Genomic DNA, 18,614 nt, shown 5'->3' with positions numbered 1-18,614 from the left:
AGGGGAAGGGACACACCGTGAAGTACGTGCTGATGTTCGTCGAGACCGAAGAGTTCGCCAGGCGACTGGAGGAGATGGGCGAGCTGGAGCAGCAGGCCGCCTATGAGGCGGTGGGCCGGTGGTTCGCCGAGCACGCCGACAAGATCACCCACCACACGCACCTCGCGCCGGTGCACACCGCGACCACGGTGCGGCTGGACGGCGCCGAGCCGATGATCACCGATGGGCCGTTCGTGGAGGGCAAGGAGGTGGTCAGCGGGTTCGCCGAGGTCGAGGTGGCCGACCTGGACGAGGCGCTGCGGCTGGCCCGCTCCTGGCCGGCCTGCCCGGTCGTGGAGATACGCCCCGCGTCATGAGCGAAGAGGTCCTGGCCCGCGTGGTACGCGAGCACGCGGGCCGGCTGACCGCGTCCCTGGTGTCACTGCTGGGCGATTTCGCCGCCGCCGAGGACCTGGTGCAGGACGCGATCGAGACGGCGTTGCGGCGATGGCCGGCCGAGGGCGTGCCGGAGCGGCCGGACGCGTGGCTGTTCACCGTGGCACGCAGGCGCGGCCTGGACGTGTTGCGCCGGGAGTCGAACTACCGGGCCAAACTGGCCCGGCTCGCCCGGCCGGAGCCCGCCGCCGCCGACGACCGGCTGCGACTGGTCTTCACCTGCTGCCACCCGGCGCTGTCGCGTGCCGCGCAGATCGCGCTGACGCTGCGGGTCGTGTGCGGGCTGTCCACGACGCAGATCGCCGCGGCCTTTTTGGTGCCCGAGTCCACGGTCGCGCAGCGCATCACCCGCGCCAAGCGGAAGATCGGCGAGGCCGGGATCCCGTACCGCGTCCCGTCGCAGGAGGAGCTGCCGGATCGGCTGGGCGAGGTGCTGGCGGTCATCTACCTGCTGTTCAACGAGGGCTACCTGTCCAGCACGGCCGAGCGGGCCCACGCGCGCGACCTCGTCGACGACGCCGAATGGCTGGCCGCTCTGCTGGTGAACCTGATGCCGAAGGAGCCGGAGACGGCCGGGCTGCTGGCGCTGATCCGGCTCCATCGGGCCCGCGGCGCGGCCCGCTTCGACGCCGAAGGCCGTCTGGTGCTGCTGGCCGACCAGGACCGCGGCCTGTGGGACCGGCAGGCGATCGAGGAGGCGACCAGGCTGCTGACGCGTGCCGCCCGCGCCCATCGACGGCCGGGGCCGTACCAGGTGCAGGCGGCGATCGTGGCCTGCCATGCCGAGGCCGCCGGCTTCGCCGACACCGACTGGGCACAGATCCTCGTGCTGTACGACATGCTGCTGCACCTGGCGCCCTCCCCGGTCACCCGGCTGCACCGAGCGGTCGCCGTTCGCTACACCCAGGGCCCGGAGGCGGCGCTGGCCGAGCTCGAGAACCTCGGCGCGCCTCTGGAGCGCCACGCCTTGTTCCACGCCACCCACGCCTCACTGCTGCGCGACCTGGGCCGGCGCGAGCAGGCACGGCGCGCCGACGAACGTGCGCTGGAACTCACCGCCAACCCGGCCCAGCAGGCCCTGCTGGAGCAACGACTGCGCTGGGATTAGACACCCTCCGCGGATGGACGCGGCTCCCGCTCACCAGGTGACCGGGAGCGCGGTCAGTCCGCCGGTGAGCACCGTGTGGTCGAAGGTCAGCTCCTCCACCGCGCACGCCGGTTCCAGCGTGGGGAAGCGGGCGGTGAGCTGGGAGAAGACCGCCTGGAGCTCGATGCGGGCCAGCGGCGCGCCGATGCAGTAGCGGGCGCCGTGCCCGAAGGTCAGATGCGGCGCGGCGGGCCGGTCGAGGTCGAAGCGGTCAGGGTCGGCGAACATCGACGCGTCGTGGTTGGCCGCGCCGGTGTCCAGCAACACCAGGTCTCCGGCCCGTACGCGCACCCCGGCCACCTCGAAGTCGCTGCGGGCATAACGGGGGATGCCGCCGCCACCCAGGCCGGGCGCACGCAGGATCTCCTCAACGGCGGCGTCGATCCTGGACGGGTCTCCTGTCAAGGCCTGCCATTGGCCGGGAGTGGTCAGCAGCCACAGCGCGCCCTTCCCGATGGCGGTGACCGTGGTCTCGTGCCCGGCGAAGAGCAGGAACATGCCCATCGCGGCGGCCTCGTCGTCGCTGACCCCGTCGGTTGCGGCCAGCCGGGCGATCACATCGGCGTCCGGATCGCCGCCGGCGCGTTTGCGGGCCACCAGTTGCCGGCCGTAGTCGAACAGCTCGCCCAGCCCCTGCTCGGAGCGTGCCCGGTCGGTGACGTCGGCGGCGGCCTGGGTCCACGCACGGAACCGGGCACGGTCCTCGTACGGCACGCCGAGCAGCTCGCAGATGACCGCGATCGGCAGCGGCAGCGCCAGCGCGGCGTGCAGGTCGGCGGGCGGCCCGGCGGCGGCCAACTCGTCGAGCAGGTCCGCGGTGAGCGCCTCGACCCGGCCGCGCAGGGCGCGCATGCGCCCGGGCGAGAAATGCGGCTGCAGCAGCGAACGCATCCGCCGATGGTCGGCCTGCTCGTTGTCGAAGTCGCCTATCGGCCCGCCGAACAGCGCCGACTCCCCCGTACGGGAGGCGTGTTCGGGCTGGGCGTGGGCGCGGCCGAGCCGGTCGTCGTCGAGGAGCCGGCGCACCTCGTCATACCCGGTCACCAGCCAGGCCGGATCGCCGACGGCGGTACGGACGGCGTGGACGGGGCCTTGGACCTGAAGCGCGCGGAGCAGGGGCGCGGGCCGCAGGGGGCCGTTGTCGTGCGGGAACGGCAGCTGAACGGGGTCAGGCACGGCTCCTCCAAGAGGTAGACGGAGATTTGTATACTCCGACGTATAGAAAGCTACTTGTATACTTCCAGTTCGACAAGTAGCGGAGGCGGGATGAGCGACCCGGACCACGAAGCCACGCAGGCGCCGGTGCGCCGGCTGCGGCGCGCCGAGCGGCGTGAGCAGATCCTCGACGCGGCCACCCGCGCCTTCGCCCGCGCCGGCTACGCCGCCACCGGCCTGGACGACGTCGCCGCCGAGGCCGACCTGACCCGGGCCATGCTCTACCGGCACTTCGACTCCAAGGCCGACCTCTACCGGGCCGTCCTCGACCGCGCCTGCGTGCGGCTCGTGGAGAGCACCGGCGCCGACGACTTCGACGACGGCTCCATCCCCGGGCTGCTGCGCGCCGCCGCGGCCGATCCCGACGGCTTCCGCCTGCTGTTCCGCTACGCCGCCCGCGAGCCCGACTTCCGCGACCTGATCGACTCCATCACGGCCGCCTCCCGCGAGGTCGCCCACCGCAACCTGGCCAGGCGGATCCCGGCAGGCCCGTGGCTCGACTGGGCGGTGAACCTGATCCCCTCCATGACCGTCGAGGCCGTCATCGCCTGGCTGGACGCCGGCCGGCCCGACCCCGACCAGGCGGCCGAACGCATCTCGCAGGCCGTGCACGGCGTCATGGCCGCCGCCCATCCCTGACGGCGGCGTGTCGGCGTTCCTCTCATCCGCCGGCCATGGCGGCCGCTCGTGGGGCGCGCCGGTCCAGCCGGCGGACGGCCGCCGCGGAGGCCAGCCCCGCGGCGGCGAGCAGCACCCACGGCACGGCGGCCGCCCCGGAGGAGCGGGCCACGTCGACCAAGCCCCCCGCCAGCAGGTTGCCGGCCAGGATGCCGATGCCGGACAGCAGGTTGTACACCCCGTAGTAGGTGCCGACCAGCCGATCTCCCGCCATGTCCGCGATGGTGGCCATCTCGAACGGGAAGGCGATCAACGTCCCCATGGTGAGCAGCAGCGTGCACACCACCAGCGGAACGAACGCCCAGCCCGTCGGCAGAGAAAGGTGCGCCATCGCGGCCTGGGGCAGGAACGCGAGCCCCATGAGGGCCAGGCCCCGGCTGATCGCCTGCCCGCGGCTCCACCGGGCCGAACACCAGGCGGTCAGGCGCACCTGCCCGGCGATGCCGAGCAGCGCCGACAGCGCGTACAACGTCATCACGCCCACCTCGCCACCGCCGAGCCGCGCCACCTCCAGCGGCAGCGCCAGATACATCTGGAACGACAGCGCGTACGAGGCGATCATGGCGGCGGCGAAGGAGACGAAGGCGCGATCCCCGAACGCCCGCCGCCAGTCGCTCAGCACCGGCGGACGTTCACCTGCCGGGCCGCGCCTGGCCGGCAGGCACAACCCCTGCAGCACGGTCAGCACCGCGAAGATCGCCGCAGCGGCCAGGCACACGGCGGTGAACCCGGCGTTCAGCAGGGCGATGCCGACCAGCGGCCCGAGCAGGATGCCGCCCTGGTAGAAGACGTTGAACACGGCGAACGCCGCCACCTTGCGCTCACCTGCCTCGTACGCGAGACAGGCGCGGGCCGCCGGGTTGAACAGCGCCCCTGCCAGCCCCGTCACGACGGCCGCCACGATGAGCAGCGGTAGCGAGGTGGTCAGCCCGAACAGGGCGAACCCGACGGTACGCAACGCGCACCCCAGCATGATCATCGGCTTGTACCCGAGCCGGTCGGCCAGCGTGCCGCCGATCAGGAACATGCCCTGCTGGCTCAGGTTGCGCAGGCCCAGGACGAGCCCGATGGTCCAGGCGGCCAGGCCCGCGCCCGTGGACAGGTGCTGGGCGAGATAGGGCATGAGCATGTAGAAGCCGAGGTTGATGCCCGCCTGGTTGATCTGCAGGAGCTGGATCGGCCGGTCGAACGAGCGGAACTGCCGCAGTGTGTCCCTCATCGCATGCCCGCCAGCGGGTCGACCACGTTGGGGCAGCGCGTCCAGCGGCGCACTTCGCGTTCCGCCGGCTTGTCCAGCAGGTCCGGCTCGTCAGCGGGAACCCTGTCGAGCAGGTCGTGCGTGCGGCAGTAGTCGTCGTCGAAGACGGTGTTCCAGTACCGCCACGGCCCGTCGGGGAAGATCGCGACGATGGTCTGGCGGGGGTTGCCGCGAGCCAGCCAGCGCGCCACCAGGGTCACGGCGCCGGTGCTCCACCCGCCCGAGACGTAGTGCCGGGCGGCCAGGGTGCGGCAGGCCCAGACCGCCTCGGCGGGGGCGACCCAGTGCACCTCGCTGAAGGCGTCGTAGGCGACGTTGCTCGGGTGGATGCTGGAGCCGAGCCCGCGCATCAGCCGGGAACGGGCGGGCTGGCCGAAGATGGTCGAGCCCACCGTGTCGACACCGACCAGGCGCAGGCCGGGGAAGTGGCCGCGCAGCACGTTCGAGATGCCCGCGCTGTGCCCGCCGGTCCCGACGGAGCACACCAGCACGTCGATGTGGGACAGCTGGGCCAGCAATTCGTGCGCGAGTCCCGCGTAGGCGTCCACGTTGTCGGGGTTGTTGTACTGGTCGGGGCAGTAGGAGCCGGGGTTCGCGGCCAGCAGGCGCTCGACCCGCTCCCGGCGGGCCTGTTGCCAGCCGCCGTCCGGATGCGGCTCGGTGACGATCTCCAGACGCGCGCCGTACGAGGCGAGCAGCCGGCACATCAGCGGCTCCATGCCGGGGTCGCCGACCAGCACGACGGGATGGCCGAAGACGATGCCGGCCAGGGCGAGGCCGAGACCCAGGGTGCCGCTGGTCGACTCGATGATCGTGGCGCCCGGCGCCAGCTCGCCTCGGGCGCGGGCCCGGCGCACCATGTGCAGCGCGGGCCGGTCCTTGATCCCGCCCGGATTGAAGCCTTCGAGTTTGGCCCAGAACCCTCCTCCTCCCGGAACGAACGGCTCCGAAATGAACGCCAGCGGCGTGTTGCCGACGGTAAGAGAAAGCGCGTTATATCCCTCGTGCGGGCGCGCGAAAATCGCTGGTGATGACATTGATGAATCTCCGGAGAACAACGCGATCGACGGCATGACGGAATAGCCGCGAACCGAGTGCGGACATGGGCGACTGCTGGATGTCGCCGGTCCTATATGCGCATCACGCAGAGATTTCCCAGGCACGCCGCGGCGAGACGAGCGGCGTGCGCCGGGCTCGGCGCAGGCGCGGCGGCGGCGCCGGCCACGGAGGCGCACAGCTCCGCCGGCATGGCCACGTATGACGTCGAACCGGCAGGGCCGCTGGCCGAGCAGTCCTGCTCGGTGCCGTGCCGATGGTGCTCCGGCAGGCTGCTGTGCAGGCAATGCCCGTCGTGCTGATCCGGCCACTCCGCGTGGGCGCTGTGGCTCGCCGACTCGGCCAGCTCCACGGCCGCGCACGCGCCGCCGTGGGTGAACACCGCGCCGACGACCAGCGCGATCACGAGCAGCGCATGGCCCATCACCCGGCGGGCGCAGGATGCCGCCGGTCGGCGAATGCGGGCTGATCGTGTCGTCACCATCACCGAGCGTAATGCCCGTTGGGTGGGCCGACGCGCCCGGCGGCGGCAAAGGTTCCGGTAAAGCCGACGCATTTGTTTCGTGCCCGGCAACGCACGATCATGCGCGGAATACTTTCCGACCTGCGCATTTTCCAATGCCATGGCAAGGCTCGCCGACCGGCTGAAGGAAACATGGCTCTCGATGAGATTCCACGACAATGAGAGCCGCGAGATCCCGTCGAATACAGGTGGTGTTCTTCATGACCATGTCCAGACGCCAGGTCGTCGCGGGCCTCGGCGGGCTCGCCGCCGGCGCCGTGACCTTCCCCACCCCGGCCGAGGCGCTGGCGGTGCCCCGCGACGTCCCCGCCGACCGGCTGGCGGGCGACGAGCGCTTCTGGGGGACCGTCGCCCGGCAGTTCCAGGTGAGTCCCGACTTCGTCAACCTGGAGAACGGCTACTACGGGATCATGCCGGACCCGGTCCGGCGGGCTTACCACCGCAACGTCGACCACCTCAACGAGCGCAGCTCCCACCTGCTGCGCAATGTCTACAAGCCCCGCGCCGACGTGGTCCGCGACCGCCTCGCCGCGCTGCTCGGCGTCACCAGGAACGAGATCGCGCTGACCCGGGGCGGCACCGAGGCCCTGCAGAACCTCATCGCCGGCTACAACCGCCTGCGCCCCGGCGACGAGGTCATGTACGCCGATCTCGACTACCACAGCGGCCAGTACGTCATGAACTGGCTGCCGTCCCGGCGCGGCGTGCGCGTGGCGCGTATCGTCATCCCCGAGCCGGCCACCCGCCAGGCGGTGCTCGACACCTACGAGCGCGCGCTGCGCGAGCACCCGAACGTACGGATGCTCCTGCTCAGCCACATGAACAACCGCACCGGCCTGGTCACGCCGGTCCGCGAGATCGTCGCCATGGCCCGCGAGCGGGACGTGGACGTGATCGTGGACGCCGCCCACTCGTGGGGTCAGCTCGACTTCGGCCTCACCGATCTGGACGCCGACTTCGCCGTCTTCTCGCTGCACAAGTGGATGGGCGTGCCGCTGGGCGCCGGGTTCCTCTACATCCGCGAGCAGCGGCTGGCCGACATCGACCCCTGCTACATCGACGAGACCTACCCGGCCTCCGACATCCGCTCGCGCGTGCACTCCGGCACCATGAACGTGGCCCCGTTCCTGACCGTGGACGCCGCCCTCGACTTCCACGAGACCCTGGGCGCCCAGGCCAAGCAGGCCCGCCTGCGCTACCTGCGCGACCGCTGGGTGCGCCAGGCGCAGGACCTCGGCTCCGTCCAGATCCTGACCCCGGACGAGCCGGACGCCTACGGCGCCATCACCGCCTTCCGGCTGAACGGCCGCACCTCCAAAGCCGACAACGAGGCCATCGCCGAACACCTCATGACCCGCCATCGGATCTTCACCGTCGCCCGCGGCGGGATGAGCGGCGGCGACGCCGTACGCGTCACCCCTGCTCTCTACACCACCGCCGACGACGTGGACCGCCTGGCAGCCGCCCTGCGCGACATCATCGGACGCTTCCCGCCCCGGTAACTCCCGCCATTTCTTCACCACCTGTCCGGGCTTCCGCGAGGTGCTCGACACCCCGGACCGGCTGGAGACGCGACGACGCGGCCGCCGACATCCTGCTGTACCGGCGCGGAGTCCTCGCCGATCACGCGGTGTCGTGTCAGCGGCCGCGTCAGGACGGTGACAGCCCGGTATCAGAGCGGTCGGCGATGGTGGACCCATGAACGGTTCAGGACCGCGTTCCACCCCGTCCGTTCAACGGAATTTCGTAACAGATGCGAAGGAGCACACCACCATGTCCGTCACCCTTACCGACCAGGACAAGCTCACCCTGCGGACCGCCGCGTGGGGCGCCGTCTCCCTGATGTCCGCCGCCGGCGCCGCCGGCTCGGCCCACAAGGTCGCCACCGAAGGCTCCATCGCCCTGACCTCCTCGACCGGCCCGGTCGGGCACGTGCTCGCCAAGGCCCCCAAGGGCGTGAAGTACGGCAAGACCGTGGCCGAACTCGCCGACCAGGTGCTGCCGGCCCTGACCGCAGCCATGAGCCTGCTCAAGAAGCAGGCGCCGGCGGAGGCCGACAACTTCCGCAGCACCGTCATCGTCGCCATCGCGGCAGCCTCCCGGCCCCAGAAGGGCGAGCCCAGCCCCACCATGACGGAGATGGCCCGCAAGATCACCGAGGCCCTCGACGCCGCTTGATCCGATGTCGTCCTGCGCAGCTCGTCACGGGGTCCTCTCCGGACCCCCATCGGCTGAAATTTCGTAACAAACTAAGGAGCACAACCATGTCCATCGTCCCTGACGTCCACGACGAGCAGACCCCGCGGACCGGGCAGGATCGCCCGGAGCTGCAGAAGATCATCCAGGATGTCGTCGATTCCGGTTTCGTCGGCGTGCAGCTGCGCGTGCACGATGAGCGGGGCGAGTGGGCCGGCAGCGCCGGGGTCCGCGAGCTGGGTGAGAGCGACACCCCACCGGCCGACGGGCACGTCCGGATCGGCAGCAACACCAAGACCTTCATCGCGACCGTGGTGCTGCAGTTGGTGGCCGAGGGCAGGATCGCCCTGGACACCCCGGTGGATGACTACCTGCCCGAGTTCGGGCTGGACCGGCGGATCACGGTGCGAAGGCTGCTGCAGCACACCAGCGGGGTGTTCAACTTCACCGGCGACTACGACCCCGACGGGACGTACGTGCCGGGGATCCCCGCCACCCCCGCGGGCAAGGAGTGGGTGGACAACCGGTTCAAGACCTACCAGCCGGAGGATCTGATCCGGCTGGCACTGTCCAAGCCGGCGCGGTTCGAGCCGGGCACGGACTGGAGCTACTCGAACACCAACTACGTGGTGGCCAGGTTGCTGATCGAGAAGGTCACCGGCCGCCCCTACGCCGAGGAGATGCAGCGGCTGATCCTGGGGCCGCTCGCCCTGTCGGGCACGGTGGCGCCGACCACCCAGACGGAGATCCCCGAGCCGCACGCCCACGCCTACTACCGGTACGACGAGGACGGCCAGACCCGGACGGTCGACGTCACCCGCCACAACCCCTCCTGGATCTCCAGCGGCGGTGACATGATCTCCACCACGCGCGACCTGCACACGTTCATCTCCGCGCTGCTGGGCGGCAAGCTGCTGCCGGCCTCGCTGCTGGCCGAGATGTGCACGCCGGAGTCCAAGGCCGGCTACGGCCTGGGGGTGTTCGTACAGAACACGGACGGCGGCACCGTCATCACCCACAACGGCGGCATCGCGGGCCACGCGGCGCTGATGTACAGCACGCCCGACGGCAGCACGACCCTGACCGCCGCGCTGAACTACGTGGACGACGCCGAGCTGTCCATGGCCGCGGCCTTCCAGCAGGTGACGCAGAGGCTCCTCAAGGAGGTGTTCGGCGGCGGGCAGGCCGACGCTGCCGAGCCGGCTCAGTAGACAGGGCTGAGCACCGGCGGGCGCGGCGTACGGACCCGAGCGGAGGGCCTCCAAGGGTGAACCCCTGGGGGCGACCGCCCGTCTGGAAGAGCATGAGAGCTATCTGGCTGGTGGCCCTGCTCGTCGCACTCGCCGCCTGCGGGACGGCGCCGGCGGCGACCGCGCCCGCGACGCGGTACCAGGCCGACGCGACCGTACTCGCCGACGCACGCCACGGCCCCCAGCTCTGCGCCGGCGTCCTGGAATCCCTGCCACCCCAGTGCGGCGGGCCCGACATCGTCGGCTGGGACTGGAACGCCGTCGAGCACTCCCACCGGCGCGGCACCCGCTGGGGCGAGTACCGCGTGGTCGGCACCTGGGACGGTGAAAGGCTGACGCTGACCGACCCGGCGCGCCCCGCCGAGCCCCACGACGCGCCACGTGACCAGACGTACTTCACCACCCCCTGCCCGACGCCTGCGGGCGGCCGGCGCACGGTGGATCCGGCGAAGGCCACCCAGGAGGCGATGACGGCCGCGATCGCCCGGGCCGAGCAGCTCCCCGGGTACGCGGGCAGCTGGCTGGACCAGAGCTATCTCGAAGAGATCGACGGCTACGACTCCGACGATCCCCGATCGGCGGAACGACACGCCAACGACCCCGAGCGGCTCGTGCTGAACCTGCGGTTCACCGGTGACCCGGCCGCCCATGAACCGGCGATCCGAGAGCTCTGGGGTGGCGCGCTCTGCCTGAGCCGGGCCGAGCACACCGCGGCGGAGCTGCGTACTGTCCAGGAGAAGGTGCGGCAGGAGATCACGGGCGCCTACTCCGTGTCGGCGGACGAGCGGGCCGGTCACGTCCGGGTCGGCGTCTGGGTGGCCACCTCGGAGCTGCAGCGCCAGGTCGACGCCACGTACGGCAAGGGCCTGGTGGTCCTCGACGGCTTCCTCAAGCCCGTGGGGTCGTGAAGTCGGCGCAGATCGAGACCCGGCGATCTCGGCAGGCGGCAGGCGGGAGCCGAACGCCGCCTGCGGCGCAGGTCAGCGAATGCGGCGACCCGTCTCGGCGCAGGAGTACCCGCCCAGCGCCTCCACCTCGGCCCGGAAGCCGGGCTTCTCCAGAAGTTCCCAGAGCGGGGCCAGCAGCTCGTCGGAGAGCGCGCTGGTACGCACCACCAGGTCGTACGGCTCCTGAGCCACCGGGACGAAGTCCAGCCCGAAGGCGCGGGCGGCGGCGAGGATCCCCAGACCGGCGTCCGCGCGCCCGGCGGCCACGGCCGCGGCCACCGCCAGGTGGGTGTGCTCCTCGCGGGAGTAGCCGGGCACCTCGGCCGGGTCGATGCCGAGGCAGGTCAGCTCGTGATCCAGCAGCGCTCGCGTGCCGGCGCCGCGCTGCCGGTTCACGTAGCGCAGGTCTGGCCTGGTCAGGTCCTTGATCCCGCCAAGGTCGAGCGGGTTGCCGGGAGCGACGATCAGCCCCTGGTCGCGGTGGACCAGCCTGACCACGGCGACGTCGGCGTCCGTGCCCAGCAGCCGGTCGACGTAGGGCAGGGTGTACTCGCCGGTGGACGGGTCCAGCAGGTGTGATCCGGCGATGTGGCACAGGCCGTCGCGCAGCGCCACGAGACCGCCGAGCGAGCCGACGTTCGACGACGCCAGAGTGATCAGCGGGTCGGCGGCGCGCAGGGCGGAGGCCGCCAGGTCGAGCACCAGGTCGTGCGAGCCGATGGCGACGATGGTCCGGCCGATCTCGGACAGGCCGCGCAGCAATTCCACCCGCACCTGCTCCCCCGCGTGGTGGCCCTCCACGCCCGACGGCACGACGAGCAGGCCGTCGGCGCGGACGAGCGAGGTCAGCACGCCCGCGCCCCGCGGCAGCGGGGTGGCGACGAGCCGGTCCTGCACCCGTCCCAGGCGCACGCGTACCCAGTCGTCCATGCCGATGGCGGACGGCAGCTTCCTGGCGAGGTGGGCCGTGGCCGACGGGCGTTCCCGCGGCGCGGCGCCCTCCAGCTCGGCGAGCGTCGGAGCGGCGAAGATGTCGAAGGTCAGCGCCGCTGACACCGGATAGCCGGGAACGCCGATCACGGGCGTCTCCTCGACCGCGCCGAGGACGACGGGATGGCCGGGACGCACCGCGACCCCGTGGACCGCGACGACGCCGGCCCCGGCGACCACGCGGGCGGTGTAGTCGTCGCGCCCCGCGCTGGAGCCCGCGATGAGCAGCACCAGGTCGGCGTCGCGGGTGGCCTCCCGGAGCACCGTGGTGATGACCTCGGGGTCGTCGGGGACGATCTCGGTGACGCGGGCCTCGCAGCCCGCCTCCCGTGCCTGCGCGGCCAGCATCATCGAGTTCGTGTCGAGAATGTCGCCGGGGGCGAGCTCCGCGCCGATCGGCCGGATCTCGTCGCCGGTCGGCACGATCACCACGCGCGGCGCGCGCCGGACGCCGAGCTCGACGACTCCGGCCGCGGCGCAGGCGGCGACGTCGACGGGGCGCAGCCGGTGGCCCTCGGGGAGCAGCAGCTCGCCGGCGCTGATGTCCTCCCCGATGGAGCGGACGTGCTGGTAGGGCGGGACGGCCGCCCGGAGCTCGGCCTCCCCCGCCGCGGTGCGGTGCACGTGCTCGCGCATGACCACCGCGTCGTAGCCGTCGGGCAGCGGGTCGCCGGTGTCGACGACGGCGAAGTCGCCGGCGGCGAGCAGCACCGGGCTGGTCTCGGCCGCGCCGACGGTGTCGTCGGCGCGTACGGCGATGCCGTCCATGGCCGCGGAGTCGAAGGCGGGCGAGGACCGCCGGGCCCACACGGGCTCGGCCGTCACCCGGCCCACGGCGTCGCCGACCGGTACGCGGATGACGCCGACCCGGGCCGGGCAGCCCGCCGCGGCCCGCGTCGCGCGCCAGACGGAGAGAGCCTGCGCCGCGGGGACGTCGGAGACGAAGGGACTTTCTGCGCTCATCGGTACAGGATGACCTCTACCTCGGTGCCCGAGTCCAGCCCGGTGGCCGGTTCGGGCACGATCACGTATCCGTCGGCGCGGGTCAGCACCGACAGCAGCGCCGACGGGCCGAAGATCGGCTCCGCCACACCGTCGCGGACCACGACCTGGACGACGTCGAGCCGGCCGGCCGCGGACGCGAGGTCGCGCGACAGCCGCGCACGCGTGCTCGGCTGCGGCGGCGGGGCCTCGCACCCGGCGATGCGCCACAGCAACGGTACCCCGACCTGCCCGAACACCACCAAGGCGGACAGCGGGTTGCCCGGCAGCCCGATGATCGGGATCCCGGAGCACTCGGCCAGCAGCGTCGGTTTGCCGGGCTTGATGGCGATCCCGTGGCACCAGACGTCGCCGATGGCGGCCACCGCGCCCGCCGTCTCGTCCCGCGCGCCGACCGACGAGCCCGCCGACACGACCACCAGGTCGGCCTCGCCGACGACCTCGGTCAGCCGGCCTTCGAGCGCGCCAGGCTCGTCCGGGACGATGCCGGCGATCACCGGCTCGCCGCCCGCGTCGGCGACCAGCCCCGCCAGCGCGGAGGCGGTGGCGTCGCGTACCTGCCCGGGTGCGAGCTCCACGGTGCCGGGCGGCACCACCTCGTCACCGGTGGAGATGATCACCACCCGGGGGCGGCGGTGCACGGTGACCGTGGTCACCCCCGCGGCGGCGAGGAAGCCGAGGTCGGGGGCGCGCAACGGCCGCCCTCCGGGCGCCAGGACGCCGCCCGAGGCGACGTCCTCGTCGGCGCGGACGATGCCGCCGCCCGGCGCGACGGGGCGGGTCACCTCGATCGTGCCCGGCATCGTCTCCGCGGTGTACTCCACCATGACCACCGCGTCGGCGCCGGCCGGGATCACTCCCCCGGTCGGCATCGCGACGCACCCGCCCGGCTTGACCGCCACGGTCGGTTCGGCGCCCATCCGCACCGCGCCGAGCAGGTCGAGGTAGGAAGGAAGCCCCTCGGAGGCGCCGTAGGTGTCCATCGCCCGGACCGCGAAGCCGTCCACGGTGGAACGCGCGAAGCCGGGCAGGGCGGCAGGTGCCGTGATGTCCGCGACGGGCACCCGGTGCAGCGCCGCGGACAACGGGACGCACTCCTCGGGCGTGCGATGCGCGGGCCGGAATCCCGCCCGTACCTCGGCGAGGGTACGGGCGGTGAAGAACTCCCTGCCGCTCAACGGTCCGGCTGCTCCGTCGAGCCTTCGGGCCGGGGCTGCGGGCGAGCCGCAGCGGCTCCCTTGCTCAGCCCGAGCACGGACACCACCGGGCCCAGTGCCACCTGCCCGAGCCCGCAGATCGACGTCTTGCGCATGGTCTCCTCCAGCTGCAGAATCCGGCCCTTCTGCGCATCGTCGAGGGTGGAGGATCCCGAGTCCAGCACGCCGCGCAGGACATCGTGGGCCTTGGTGGAGCCGACCCGGCAGGGCACGCACTTGCCGCACGACTCGTTGCGGAAGAAGCGCAGCACGTTCGTCGAGGCGGCCAGCAGATCGGTGCCCTCGGCGAGCACCACCAGGGCGCCGGAGCCGAGCATCGTCCCGGCCTCGGCGAGCGTCCCGAAGTCCAGCGCCAGGTCCAGCTTGTCGGGGCCGATGAAGTTGGAGGACGCGCCGCCCGGCTGCACGGCGCCGACCTGGGCGCCACCGAGCACACCGCCGGCGAGGTCGATCAGGCTGCGCACCGTGGTGCCCATCGGCACGCAGTAGACGCCGGGGTTCTCGACGTGCCCGGACACGGCGAAGAACTTCCAGCCCACGGAGTCGCCCTCGCCCTGCTCGGCCCACCATTCGGCGCCGCGTTGCAGGATCACCGGCACGTCGGCGAAGGTCTCCACCGAGTTGATCAACGTGGGGCGGCCGTGCAGGCCGTAGTTGCCCGGGAAGGGCGGCTTGTTGCGCGGCTCGCCGCGGTGGCCCTCCATGCACTCCAGCAGCGCGGTCTCCTCGCCGAGGATGTAGCCGCCGGGCGAGACGAAGATGTCGAGCTCCAGGCGGCGGCCGCTGCCGCAGGCGTCCTCGCCGATCACGCCGGCCTCGCGCAGTGCCGCGATCTCCGCGCGCAGTACGTGCTCCTCGGGGCCGTACTCGTGCCTGATGAAGATCCAGCCCTGCTCGGCGCCGACCACGGCCATGCCGAGCAGCAGGCCCTCGATCACCAGGTGCGGCTGGTCGGTCAGAATCTGACGGTCCTTGAACGTGCCGGGCTCGGACTCGTCGGCGTTGCAGATCGCGTACTTGACGCTGCCGGGCTCGGCGGAGGCGACCAGGCCCCACTTCCTGCCCGTGGGGAAGCCGGCGCCGCCCATGCCGCGCAGCCCCGAGGCTTCCAGCGTGGCGACCACGCTCTCGGCGCTCAGCTCGCCGGTCAGCAGCGCCCGCAGGCTCGCGTACCGGGTGGAGACGTCCGATCCGGCCGGGTACGGATCGTTCGGCCAGGGCTCGGTCCGTCCCGTGACGGTGGCCTCGGCCAGCTCGTCGTCCCGCGCGGCGCTGACCAGCGCGTCGACGTCGGCGACCGGCGCCGGGTGCTCGTTGACCGCCAGCGCCGGAGCGCTGTCGCAGCGGCCCAGGCAGGACACCTCGACGAGCTCGATCTCGGCGTCGTCGCCGTAACGTTCACGCACCTCCGCGATGCGGTCGTCCGCGGAGCGCAGCCAGCACGACAGGTCGTGGCAGACGTTGATCGCGACCTTGGCGGGCGGGGTCGTGCGGAAGTGCGGGTAGAACGAGACGAGGCCCTCGATCTCGTAGAGCGGCCGCCGCATGGTGCGGGCGAGCTCCTCGAGCTCCTCTCGCGGCAACCAGCCCAGCCGCGCCTGGATGGCGTTGAGCGCCGGGATCAGCGACGGCCCGGGGAACTTGCCGGCTCGTGCCTCCACACCGGGCACCCGCGGACGTCCCACCTCGAAACTCAGAGTCATTTAGACACTTCCCATGTTGCTGAGGGGCTCCGCGTCTTCCACGCTCAACGCCTCGACCTGAATTGCGCAGAACTTGAACTCGGGGATCTTGCCGTACGGGTCGATCTCGTCGATCGTCAGCAGGTTCGCCGCCGCCTCCCGGAAGTGGAACGGGATGAAGCAGTTGCCCAGCTGCTCGCGGTGGGAGATGCGCACCTGCAGCTCGATGGAGCCGCGCCGGGACCGTACGCGGACCATCTGGCCGTGCGACAGCCCGCGGTCGGCGGCGTCCTTGGGATGCATGTACACCTCGGCGATCGGCGAGATCGTGTCCAGCGCGAACGACCGCCGCGTCATCGACCCGGTGTGCCAGTGTTCGAGCAAGCGGCCGGTGTTGAGCACCAGCGGGTACTCCCCGTCCGGCAGCTCCTTCGCCGGCAGCCATTCCGCCGGGACGAGGTGGGCGAGGCCGTCGTCGGTGTTGAACCGCTCGTCGAACAGGACCACGGTCCCGTCGGAGTGCTCGGGGTCGTCGTTGGGGTAGAGCTTGCCCGTCAGCCCCAGGTTCTCGTGACGCAGATTCGCGTACGACGGCATGAGCTCGACCATCTCGTCGAACACCTCGCTGGGCGAGGAGTACGACCAGTCGAGCCCGATCCGCCGGGCGATGTCCTGGACGATCTCCCAGTCCACCCGGGCCTGGCCGGGCGGGTCCAGCACCTTGCGGCCGAGCTGCACGCGCCGGTCGGTGTTGGTGTAGCTCCCCTCCTTCTCGAGGTACGACGACGCCGGCAGGATGACGTCGGCGAACTCCGCGGTCTCGGTCAGGAAGATGTCCTGCACCACCAGGAAGTCCAGCTGCGACAGCGCCTTGCGCACCTTGTTGATGTTGGGGTCGGACAGGAACGGGTTCTCGCCCAGCATGTACATGCCGCGCACGCCGTCGGGCTTCAGCACCGAGCCGATGATCTCGGTGACGGTGAGGCCGCGGTCGGGGTCGAGCTGCGTGCCCCAGGCCTCCTCGAACCGCCGGCGGGTGGCGTCCTGGTCGACGCCCTGGTAGTCGGGGTAGAACATCGGGATCAGCCCGGCGTCGGAGGCGCCCTGGACGTTGTTCTGCCCGCGCAGCGGGTGCAGGCCGGTGCCGGGCCGGCCCACGTTGCCGGTGATCGAGCACATCGCGATCAGGCACCGGGCGTTGTCGGTGCCGGTGGTGTGCTGGGAGATGCCCATGCCCCAGTAGATGACGCCGGCCTTGGCCTCGCCCCAGACCCGCGCGACCTGCCGGATCAGGTCCGCGTCGACGCCGGTGATCTGCGCGGCGCGCTCGGGCGGGTACTCGTTGACCGTGCGGACCAGTTCCTCGAAGCCGGAGACCCTGGCCTTGATGAACTCCATGTCGATCAGGCCGAGCCGGATCACCTCGTGCATGACCGCGTTGTAGAAAGCCACGTCGGTGCCGGGCTTGACCTGGCAGTGGTAGTCGGCGTGCTCGGAGACCGTGCTGGCCCGGGGGTCGACATAGATGATCTTCGTGCCGCGCCGCCGGGCCTGCTTGAAGAAGGAGCTGGCGACGGGGTGGTTCGCCGTCGGGTTGGACCCGGTGATGATGACGACGTCGGCGTTGGTGACGTCACCGTACGTGGTGGACACCGCGCCCGAGCCGACGCCCTCGAACAGCGCGGCCACCGACGAGGCGTGGCAGAGCCGGGTGCAGTGGTCGACGTTGTTCGTGCCGAAGCCGGCCCGGATCAGCTTCTGGAAGAGGTACGCCTCCTCGTTGGAGCACTTCGCGGAGCCGAACCCGGCGATGGCGCCCGGTCCCCCCGCCGCGTGGATCTCCTTCAGCCGCCGGGCGACGAGGTCGAGCGCCTCCTCCCAGGTGGCCTCGCGGAAGTGCGGCAGCACCTCGTCGTAGTCGACCAGGCCGCCGGGCTTGCGCCGGCCGTCCTTGCCGTTCTTGCTGAGCTTGCCGCCGGCACGCCCGCGGCCGTTGTTCGCGTCGCCGCGCACGTCCGCCGACAGCGGGCCCTTCGGATAGGACGACTCCTTGCGGATCAGCGGCACGGTCAGGCGTTGCGGCGAGGCCGCGTAGTCCCAGCCGTAGCGGCCCTTGACGCACAGCCGGCTCTGCGAGCCGGGCTGGTCGCGGCCCTCCGCGAAGGCGATCGCGCCGCGCGACCGGTCGACGTAGTAGGTGAGCGCACAACCCACGCCGCAGTACGGGCAGACGCTGTCGACCGCGTCCAGCTCCTCGCGGGGCCGGATGGGGATCTCGTTGATCGCCTTGTTGGTCAGGGCTCCGGTGGGACAGGCCTGCACGCACTCACCGCAGGTCACGCACGAGCTGGCGCCCATCGGGTCGTTGAGGTCGAAGGCGATCTTGGTCGAGTAGCCCTTGCCCGAGCGCCCGATGACGTCGTTGCCCTGGATGTCGTCGCACGCGCGGACACAGCGGTCGCACAGGATGCACGCGTCGTGGTCGACCGAGATCACCGGGTTGGAGATGTCCAGGCCCCGACCCGAGCCGCACGGCAGGTCGGTCGTCTCCTTGGCCACGTCGAACCGGTCGGCGAGGTCGAGCAGCAGGTTGTCGCCGGTGGTCGTCTCCTTCGGGTCCTCCGCGCGCGGCGGCTGGTCGGAGATCAGCAGCTCGGTCAGGGTGGCGCGGTTGCGCTCCAGCTCCGGGGTGCTGGTCTTGACCTCCATGCCGTCCTCGCAGGGGCGCACGCACGCGGCGGCGAAGGCCCGCCCGCCCGTGTCGACCACGCACATGCGGCAGACCCCGACAGGGTCATAGCGCTCGTTGTGGCACAACACCGGAATATCTACGTCTACGAGCTTCGCGGCATCGTAGATGCTGGTGCCTTCCGGCACGGTCACAGCACGGCCATCGATCTCGACAGACACCGTCCGTACGGCCGTAGCGGACTCCTCGAGCATCGTCATCTCAACCTCATCAGTCGAGCAGTGTAATGGCATACAGAATACGGCATACAATTCTCCACTGCAATTTGC

At 71.5% G+C, this 18,614-nt stretch carries 15 protein-coding genes; 7 read left to right on the top strand and 8 right to left on the bottom strand.

What is annotated here, in order from left to right; all coding sequences use genetic code 11:
* The first annotated feature begins 17 nt into the window (after nt 1-17).
* Together E1286_RS00355 and E1286_RS00350 are read left to right on the top strand one after the other, a co-directional pair.
* Nucleotides 18-356 carry a YciI family protein gene (locus E1286_RS00355; RefSeq protein WP_165969497.1) on the top strand — a complete coding sequence of 113 codons (339 nt, stop codon included), beginning with the start codon at nt 18-20 and terminating at the stop codon, nt 354-356.
* Nucleotides 353-1,543, top strand: a complete 1,191-nt coding sequence (locus tag E1286_RS00350) for an RNA polymerase sigma factor (RefSeq protein WP_132607964.1) — start codon at nt 353-355, stop codon at nt 1,541-1,543. Before E1286_RS00355 ends, E1286_RS00350 begins: the two co-directional genes overlap by 4 nt.
* 30 nt (nt 1,544-1,573) lie before the next feature.
* On the opposite strand, the gene E1286_RS00345 is transcribed toward E1286_RS00350, so the two are convergent.
* Entirely contained in the window at nt 1,574-2,758 is a 1,185-nt protein-coding gene (locus E1286_RS00345; protein WP_132607962.1) for a cytochrome P450, read from the bottom strand.
* Nucleotides 2,759-2,848: 90 nt separating this feature from the next.
* On the opposite strand from E1286_RS00345, the gene E1286_RS00340 reads away from it, so the two are divergent.
* Nucleotides 2,849-3,436, top strand: coding sequence for a TetR/AcrR family transcriptional regulator (locus tag E1286_RS00340; protein ID WP_132607960.1), 588 nt, complete (start codon nt 2,849-2,851; stop codon nt 3,434-3,436).
* Between the two features lie 22 nt (nt 3,437-3,458).
* Here E1286_RS00340 and E1286_RS00335 read toward each other — a convergent pair whose 3' ends face one another.
* The 3 genes from E1286_RS00335 to E1286_RS00325 form a co-directional block, all read right to left on the bottom strand.
* On the bottom strand, nt 3,459-4,694 hold the full coding sequence (locus tag E1286_RS00335) for an MFS transporter (protein ID WP_132607958.1): 1,236 nt from the start codon (nt 4,692-4,694) through the stop codon (nt 3,459-3,461).
* Nucleotides 4,691-5,770 (bottom strand): PLP-dependent cysteine synthase family protein, encoded by a 1,080-nt coding sequence (locus tag E1286_RS00330; protein ID WP_132607956.1) that lies wholly within the window; start codon nt 5,768-5,770, stop codon nt 4,691-4,693. The genes E1286_RS00335 and E1286_RS00330 overlap by 4 nt, the downstream gene beginning before the upstream one ends.
* Before the next feature lie 92 nt (nt 5,771-5,862).
* Complete coding sequence (locus tag E1286_RS00325; RefSeq protein ID WP_132607954.1) at nt 5,863-6,270, bottom strand: hypothetical protein; 408 nt, start codon at nt 6,268-6,270, stop codon at nt 5,863-5,865.
* Nucleotides 6,271-6,512: 242 nt separating this feature from the next.
* Between E1286_RS00325 and E1286_RS00320 the strand changes: the two genes are divergently transcribed.
* From E1286_RS00320 to E1286_RS00305, 4 genes are all read left to right on the top strand, one after another.
* Entirely contained in the window at nt 6,513-7,814 is a 1,302-nt protein-coding gene (locus E1286_RS00320; protein ID WP_132607952.1) for an aminotransferase class V-fold PLP-dependent enzyme, read from the top strand.
* A gap of 271 nt (nt 7,815-8,085) precedes the next feature.
* Nucleotides 8,086-8,490, top strand: coding sequence for a hypothetical protein (locus tag E1286_RS00315; protein WP_132607950.1), 405 nt, complete (start codon nt 8,086-8,088; stop codon nt 8,488-8,490).
* 86 nt (nt 8,491-8,576) lie between these two features.
* The gene (locus tag E1286_RS00310; protein ID WP_132607948.1) at nt 8,577-9,719 is read left to right on the top strand and encodes a serine hydrolase domain-containing protein; all 1,143 of its coding nucleotides are present in this window, start codon (nt 8,577-8,579) and stop codon (nt 9,717-9,719) included.
* A gap of 92 nt (nt 9,720-9,811) precedes the next feature.
* Entirely contained in the window at nt 9,812-10,666 is an 855-nt protein-coding gene (locus tag E1286_RS00305) for a hypothetical protein (RefSeq protein ID WP_132607946.1), read from the top strand.
* Between the two features lie 72 nt (nt 10,667-10,738).
* On the opposite strand, the gene E1286_RS00300 is transcribed toward E1286_RS00305, so the two are convergent.
* Genes E1286_RS00300 through fdhF form a run of 4 tightly spaced genes read right to left on the bottom strand, consistent with a single transcriptional unit; the run spans nt 10,739 to nt 18,545 of the window.
* Entirely contained in the window at nt 10,739-12,658 is a 1,920-nt protein-coding gene (locus tag E1286_RS00300; RefSeq protein WP_132607944.1) for a molybdopterin biosynthesis protein, read from the bottom strand.
* The gene (locus E1286_RS00295) at nt 12,655-13,875 is read right to left on the bottom strand and encodes a molybdopterin molybdotransferase MoeA (protein ID WP_132607942.1); all 1,221 of its coding nucleotides are present in this window, start codon (nt 13,873-13,875) and stop codon (nt 12,655-12,657) included. Before E1286_RS00295 ends, E1286_RS00300 begins: the two co-directional genes overlap by 4 nt.
* On the bottom strand, nt 13,872-15,617 hold the full coding sequence (locus E1286_RS00290) for an NAD(P)H-dependent oxidoreductase subunit E (RefSeq protein ID WP_132607940.1): 1,746 nt from the start codon (nt 15,615-15,617) through the stop codon (nt 13,872-13,874). The genes E1286_RS00295 and E1286_RS00290 overlap by 4 nt, the downstream gene beginning before the upstream one ends.
* A complete protein-coding gene (fdhF, locus tag E1286_RS00285) occupies nt 15,618-18,545 on the bottom strand; it encodes a formate dehydrogenase subunit alpha (RefSeq protein ID WP_132607938.1) in 2,928 nt (975 codons plus the stop codon).
* Between the last annotated feature and the right edge of the window lie 69 nt (nt 18,546-18,614).

The sequence above is a fragment of the Nonomuraea terrae genome, assembly GCF_004348995.1.
GTDB classification, from domain to species: domain Bacteria; phylum Actinomycetota; class Actinomycetes; order Streptosporangiales; family Streptosporangiaceae; genus Nonomuraea; species Nonomuraea terrae.
Note: the sequence above shows the minus strand (reverse complement) of the source record. Positions and strands in the feature narration are given on the sequence as shown.